Below are 6,809 nucleotides of genomic sequence, written 5' to 3' on the forward strand. Positions count from 1 at the left end.
TCTGAATCCATTTTTGTTGGAGACTGTTGTTCTGTTGTTGTTATTTGTTCATTTTCAATCAATATTTCATTTAAGACAAAAAACATAATGCTTATTGCCAAAACGAAGGTTAACACAACATAACGCAGATTGTGTTTTGGCGTCTTTGATGTGTTATTAAGCTCATTCATGAAATTTTTCATAACACGATTTTTACTCCCAAGTAAATTTTTCACTTCTCTAAAAAGGTATTTAGCTGAACTGCTATTTCTTGCGTTTCTGCAATAAATCCATGTTCATAAAATTTTGTATTAAATGTTGATAGAGGATTTAGAAGTAGATTCTTTTTGAGTTAATAAAAATTTAAAAAAACCCGATAATTTTCTCAATTTGAAAAGAAAAATCGGGATTTTTTAATTGATTGTGAAAGTAATATTGTTTTAAATGAATGTGTGTCTTTATTATTTGTATCTAATTAAACCCAAGTATACATATACTTCTCATCTTCAATTGCTAAAGCTTGTTTGACCACGCGGAGAGGCTTAAACGTATCAATCATAACAGCTAATTCAAGTGTTTCCTTCTTCCCGATACTTGCTTCTGTCGTACCTGGATGAGGCCCATGAGGAATCCCGCTCGGATGAAGAGTAATCGATTCCTTATTAATCCCCTTCCTGCTCATGAAATTCCCTTCTACATAGTAAAGTAATTCATCGCTATTTACATTGCTATGGTAATAGGGTGCGGGAATGGATTCAGGATGATAGTCGAACAATCTTGGAACGAAGGAGCAGACAACAAAATTATGTCCCTCAAACGTTTGATGAACAGGCGGCGGCTGATGCACTCTTCCCGTTATCGGCTCGAAATCTTCTATATTAAATACCCATGGATAGAGATAGCCATCCCACCCAATAACATCTAATGGGTGATGATTCAGCACATGAGAATGAAGATAGCCCCTCGTCTTTGTAATAACTTCATATTCTCCCTTTTCATCAAAAGTTGCTAAAAACTCTGGCCCGCGTATGTCCCGCTCACAAAATGGACTATGCTCCAATAATTGCCCAAACTCATTCCGATATCTTCGCGGTGTAACAATTTGGCTAAAAGACTCAATAATCAATGCCTTCGTCTCTTCATTCGCATCCGGAATGACTCGGTAAATAGTACCGATCGGGATCATTACATAGTCCCCTGGACAATAAGTAATCGTTCCAAACATTGTCTCAATAACCCCAGTTCCATAATGAATGAAGATCATTTCATCCCCGTCACCATTCCGGTAAAAACTTTTCATCGGCTGATTTATTTTTGCTGTGCCAATAAGCAAATCATCATTCCCTAATAAATATTCTCTCGCTTTTAGCGCATCCCCTTTTTTCTGAAGCTTATCTGTCATTAGATGCCTGTGCTTTAGTGGTGCTTGGTCCTCATACTCTGGCAAATATTTGCCGATTAGTTCCGAACGGACTACTTCTGTTGGCATGTAATGATGATAAAGAATTGATTGAGTTCCAGAAAAGCCTTTTGTTCCCATAACTTGTTCTCTATAAAGACTGCCGTCCTCTTTTTTAAACATCGTGTGGCGCTTGTGAGGGATTTTCCCCATCTGCCTGTAAATCATTTTTCCACCTCACTTTATTCGATAATGTTTTTTATAGCACCGAGTGCGGTTATTTCTAGTTCGACTTCATCACCAGGCTCCAGCCAGCGGTGGACATCTGTCCCGAGCTCTAATATGCAGCCGCTTCCCACTGTTCCAGAACCAATTAAGTCACCAGGGTATAAGGTTACTCCGTCTGATGCCCTTTCAATCATTTCAGCAAATGAATAATAAATATCACTCATATTACCCTCTGAAAGCAGAACATCATTCACCTTTGCTGTCATCGATAAGTCATAGCCATTTTCGATGCGGTGCTTTTCTAACTCATCCTTTGAAACAATATAAGGACCTATTGATGTGGCAAAATCCTTTCCTTTAGCGGGACCTAGTCCGACCTTCATTTCTTTTCTCTGAATGTCTCTCGCACTCCAGTCATTCAAAATGCAATAGCCAAAAATATAGTCGTCCGCATTCTCAGCCTTAATGTCCTTTCCTTCCTTTCCAATCACACAAGCAATTTCCAATTCATAATCAAGCCAATGACAATGTTTTGGTCTACTTATCATTTCATTCGGCCCTTTAATCGCTAAATGATTAGAAAAGTAAAAGACGGGGATGTCATACCATTCCGGAATCATCTCTAAACCACGGTTTTCTCTAGCGGTTTTTACATGTTCTTCAAATGCATAAAAATCCCGAAAGCTTTTAGGGTTTGGCAGTGGTGCTTTAAGTGCCACTTTTTCTAGGGGATACACGCCATGATCTGTAGTTGATAGTTTAGAAGATATATAGGTTAAAAAGTACGGATGGTTTTCCAGAAAAGAAAGCATGTCTTTAGGCAGTACTCCATTTGAGGCTTCATGCATATCCATCACATGGCTATGACCAATCATCCAACCCGCTCTAATAGAACCGTCCTCTTTTTGAAAGGTTACAAATTTCATATCATCACCCTGAATTTATTTTACGGATTAATTCAAACGTATCTGCCAATGGCTTCGTATACATTTGACCTGCAAGCCGACCTATAGGCTCTAATCTCTCCGAGTTTATTCTTCCCTTGTCATAGAGTTCATCAGCAACATGAACATGTTCAACCTTTCCAATTACTAGACTGCCGGCTCCTGCCTGTTCGCCAAAATGAAGAGCCTCATAAAGCGTACACTCAAGGTGGATCTTGGACTCTCCTATTCTTGGTGGCTTTACTATATGGCTGTTTAATTTTGTAAGGCCCGCTACATCTAATTCGTCTATCTCAGGGGGAAAATCTGTTGCACACATATTCATCTTCTCTACAAAATCCTCGCTGACAATATTAATAACAAATTCTTTTCTGGCTTCAATGTTCGTAAGGGTATCCTTTTTTGCTCCATCAGTACCTCTCCTCATTGGCGAGAAGCAAATCAGCATCGGATCCGCACAAATGGCCGTAAAGAAGCTAAATGGGGCTGCATTGACAATCCCTTGTTTATCTATCGTTGTAACAAAAGCAATTGGGCGCGGTAAAATAGAACCAACTAATAGCTTATATGCCTCTCTCCATTCAAGATTCCCTGGTGTTATTTCCATCCTCACACCGCCCATCTTTTAAGATTCGCCTAAGTGCTTGAAGGAAAGCTACATTATCAGCCCTTGTGCCTAAAGTGAATCTAAATGCATCAGCATAGCTGCTGAGCTTCATCGGTCTTACGAGAAACCCATTCGAAATCAACCCTTTTGACAATGAATACTGGCTATAAACAAATAGAAAATTTGCTTCGGAAGGGAAAAATTCTAATTCTAATTTCCGCAGCTGTTCAGTGATAAAAATTCTTTCCTTAGCGTTTTTTTCGGCACATTCTGTGATAAACTCTTGGGCCTCTATTGCCCGAACAGCTGCTGCTTGAGCTAGCTGATTTACATTAAACACTTCTTTTACTTTATTTAGTTCTTTTACAATAGATGGATGCATCATTCCGTACCCAACACGCAGCCCGGCTAGCCCATATATTTTTGAAAAGGTTCTTAAAATGATTAAATTTGGATGCGCTTCCAGAAGAGGAATGGATTGTAAATAATGCTCGGTTGTCGCATATTCGTAATAAGCCTCATCTATAACGATTAGGACATTTTCTGGGATGTTTTCAATAAAGTTATTTAACTCCTCTTTTCCTACAATCGTTCCTGTAGGGTTATTAGGATTGCAAATAAATATCATTTTCGTTTTTGGTGTAATCATATCAAGCATAGCTGATAAATTATGAACTCCGTTTGCCAAAGGGACTTTGACCGCAGTCCCGCCCTCTATCACAACATTCGTTTCATATCGGGGAAAGGTGATGTCAGCCATCAAAGCCTCATCACCCTTGTTAATATAAGCACGGGTAAGCAGTCTAATGATTTCGTCTGATCCGTTCCCAGCGAAAAACTGATCTTCCTCGAGGTTGTAAAAATAAGCGAGCCCGCTTACTAACTCAGAAGTGTTTCCGTCCGGATATAAATGCAGCGTTTGCAAATGCTGATGAATAGCTTCTTTTACCTTTGGTGAGCACCCATAAACGTTTTCATTATCAGACATTTTCCACACTCTATTTAGATTGTACTTCTCTTTTATTTCGTCTGGCGAAAGCCCAAGGGGATATGATTGAATTTCTTCTAGTATACTTTTTGTTTTGATTTTGACCATAAAGTTATAGATTACCTCTTCTTTCCTGCTCTCGTTCAATGGATTCAAACAAAGCCTTGAAATTCCCTTCACCAAATCCTCTTGCGCCTTTACGCTGGATCACTTCAATAAATAATGTTGGTCTATCAACAACTGGCTTCGTAAAGATTTGCAGTAAATAACCCTCATCATCACGATCTACTAAAATACTTAGTTCTTTCAGCTTTTCAATTTCCTCATCAATTTTGCCGACACGCTTCGATAAAGCCTCATCATAATAGGCGGCAGGTGTATTCAAGAATTCTACTCCATTTTTGCGAAGTATGCTGACCGTACTGACAATATCTTCTGTTAGAAGCGCTAGATGCTGAACACCTGGTCCATTGTAAAATTCTAGATACTCTTCTATTTGTGATTTACGTTTTCCTTCAGCAGGCTCGTTTATCGGGAATTTAATTCTGCCGCCATTATGCATGACCTTAGACATCAATGCAGAATATTCCGTACTAATATCTTTGTCCGTGAAGTGTGTCATCTCTTTAAAACCCATAACATTTGCATAATAACTAACCCACTCTTCCATACTTTCCACATTGCCGACAACATGATCAATTCCAATAAAACCTGCATCTTCAATTGGTATATTCATATTAATTGGTTCATAACCTGGCATGAAAACACCTTTATAGTTATTCCGTTCTACTAAAGTGTGGATCGTATCCCCATATGTTCCGATGACAGCCTTTTTAACAGTACCATGCTCATCCTTGATTTCGAACGGAGGCATAATTTCAATTGCCCCTCTTGAAACAGCTTCTTTATATGCTTTCTCCACATCATCTACCGTTAAAGCAACATCCTTTACTCCGTCCCCATGCTTTTTCACAAATGATGAGACTCTGCTCGCTTCGGTTAAGGAGCCTGTAATGACGAGACGAATTTTTCTTTGCTGAAGAACATAGGAAACGGTTTCTCTATTACCCGTCTCAAGCCCAGAATATGCCACAGGCTTAAAGCCAAAAGCGGAGCAAAAAAAGTAACAGGATTGTTTTGCATTGCCCGAGTAAATTTCTAAATAATCAACTTCCTTTACCGGAAAAAAATCCTCCACTTTCTGCTTGCTTTCCGTGATTTTTTCTTTCATGCTAGCTCCCCCTAATTCCGAAATTTATAATATTCTGAATTAATATTATATGAATAGTGACAATGTTCTCAAGAGTACATGTTAAAGCTATAATGCACATCTGCATTAAAGGAACGTGCTATTTAAACCTTTATTTTTTTCATCAAATTTGGAGGTAGGTGGATGGCTTGGTTTTTTATTGCTTCTACTGCCTCTAGTAACCCTTCGTTTAAGCTTGGATGCGGGTATAAGGGGAACAGCAAATCCTCATCTCTTGCAGCCATTTCAAGCGAGAACACTCCGCTGGAAATTAGTTCAACGGCCCCATATCCAATGATGTGCATTCCAAGTAAGAGATGATGATCCTTATCGAAAATCACTTTAATCATTCCTTCTTTTTTTCCAAGGATGGCTGCATAGCCATTCGCAGATAATGGAAAATGCGCTGTATCTACTGAGTGCCTTTGCCTAATGGCTTCTTCCTCAGTTAGACCTACATAGGCAATAGGAGGGCTAGTATGAGCTATGATTGGCAGAAAACGCAAATCTGCCTCAGTTCTTATACCTGCAATTGCTTCTGCAGCTGTCTTGCCCTGCTTAATGGCTTTAACAGCTAAACATGGACCTTCTGTCACATCACCAATGGCAAATATATGATTCTTTGAAGTACGGCACTCGTGATTAACGACTATAAATCCGTTTTTGGCAGTTTCTATCCCTAACCGATTAATCCCTAATTGATCTGTGTTTGGGATTTGTCTGCCGGAAACAAATAAATGTGAACCAGTTATTTCTTCTGTGCCTGTCTTATTTTTTATATAAATGCTTACTTGTTCATCCTTAGTATATGCTTCTGAAATGAAGTTGTTTTTGAGTACTTGAATATGTTTTTTCTTTAATATTCGAATAAGCTCACGGTTTATCGATGAATCTAACATGAAGTCATCATGTTCGTTAATAAGTACAACTTCAGAGCCAATAGCGATAAAGGCCATCGCTATTTCTAATGCAATATAGTCATGACCATAAACAAAAAGCTTTTCAGGCACTATTTCAAGATTGGTGATCGACCAAGAATTTAGAACTCTTTCATGATCAATTTGTATTCCTTCCGGTGGTTTCGGAGAGCTCCCAGTAGCAATGATCGCATAATTAAAACGATAAATATCATATTGATCCCCATTTTCAACACCAATCCGATCTTCTGATAGAAAAAACGCCGATCCGTGAATGATTTCAACCTTATTCGCTTTACATAAAGAAAGGACACCATCTCGAAGCTGATTAATCGTTTTATTTTTGTAAGCTTGAAGCTTATCCATATTAAACTTAACACTGCCAGCTTCAATTCCGAGTTCATTCATTTCTTTCAAGGATTCGTATTTAGCAGCGCCATGGGTCAGGACTTTAGACGGGATACAGCCCTTATTTAGGCATACACCTCCGATTTCTCC

At 38.7% G+C, this 6,809-nt stretch carries 7 protein-coding genes; all 7 read right to left on the bottom strand.

The features are described 5' to 3' along the window. Nucleotides 1–182, bottom strand: a 182-nt coding sequence (locus V7149_RS24240) for a hypothetical protein (RefSeq protein WP_335348132.1), incomplete at its 3' end; no start/stop codon positions are given. Between the two features lie 272 nt (nucleotides 183–454). After that, nucleotides 455–1,606, bottom strand: coding sequence for a homogentisate 1,2-dioxygenase (locus tag V7149_RS24245; RefSeq protein WP_335348133.1), 1,152 nt, complete (start codon nucleotides 1,604–1,606; stop codon nucleotides 455–457). A gap of 14 nt (nucleotides 1,607–1,620) precedes the next feature. Then, nucleotides 1,621–2,532, bottom strand: coding sequence for a fumarylacetoacetate hydrolase family protein (locus tag V7149_RS24250; RefSeq protein ID WP_335348134.1), 912 nt, complete (start codon nucleotides 2,530–2,532; stop codon nucleotides 1,621–1,623). Between the two features lie 4 nt (nucleotides 2,533–2,536). Then, the gene (locus tag V7149_RS24255) at nucleotides 2,537–3,157 is read right to left on the bottom strand and encodes a flavin reductase family protein (protein WP_335348135.1); all 621 of its coding nucleotides are present in this window, start codon (nucleotides 3,155–3,157) and stop codon (nucleotides 2,537–2,539) included. Continuing rightward, nucleotides 3,132–4,325 carry a histidinol-phosphate transaminase gene (hisC, locus tag V7149_RS24260; protein WP_335348136.1) on the bottom strand — a complete coding sequence of 398 codons (1,194 nt, stop codon included), beginning with the start codon at nucleotides 4,323–4,325 and terminating at the stop codon, nucleotides 3,132–3,134. Before hisC ends, V7149_RS24255 begins: the two co-directional genes overlap by 26 nt. Continuing rightward, nucleotides 4,258–5,376: a 4-hydroxyphenylpyruvate dioxygenase gene (gene hppD / locus V7149_RS24265; protein ID WP_335348137.1), complete on the bottom strand. Its 1,119-nt coding sequence runs from the start codon at nucleotides 5,374–5,376 to the stop codon at nucleotides 4,258–4,260. The genes hisC and hppD overlap by 68 nt, the downstream gene beginning before the upstream one ends. Nucleotides 5,377–5,498: 122 nt before the next feature. After that, the coding region (locus tag V7149_RS24270; RefSeq protein WP_335348138.1) for a dihydrolipoyl dehydrogenase family protein at nucleotides 5,499–6,809 on the bottom strand (1,311 nt) is incomplete at its 5' end.

This window comes from Bacillus sp. JJ1503, assembly GCF_036965125.1.
Taxonomy (GTDB): domain Bacteria; phylum Bacillota; class Bacilli; order Bacillales; family Cytobacillaceae; genus Cytobacillus.

What these genes read in the sequence shown, in the direction of transcription:
- V7149_RS24245 (WP_335348133.1), bottom strand. Translation starts at nt 1,606, where the DNA reads ATGATTTACAGGCAGATGGGGAAAATCCCTCACAAGCGCCACACGATG.
- V7149_RS24250 (WP_335348134.1), bottom strand. Translation starts at nt 2,532, where the DNA reads ATGAAATTTGTAACCTTTCAAAAAGAGGACGGTTCTATTAGAGCGGGT.
- V7149_RS24255 (WP_335348135.1), bottom strand. Translation starts at nt 3,157, where the DNA reads ATGGAAATAACACCAGGGAATCTTGAATGGAGAGAGGCATATAAGCTA.
- hppD (WP_335348137.1), bottom strand. Translation starts at nt 5,376, where the DNA reads ATGAAAGAAAAAATCACGGAAAGCAAGCAGAAAGTGGAGGATTTTTTT.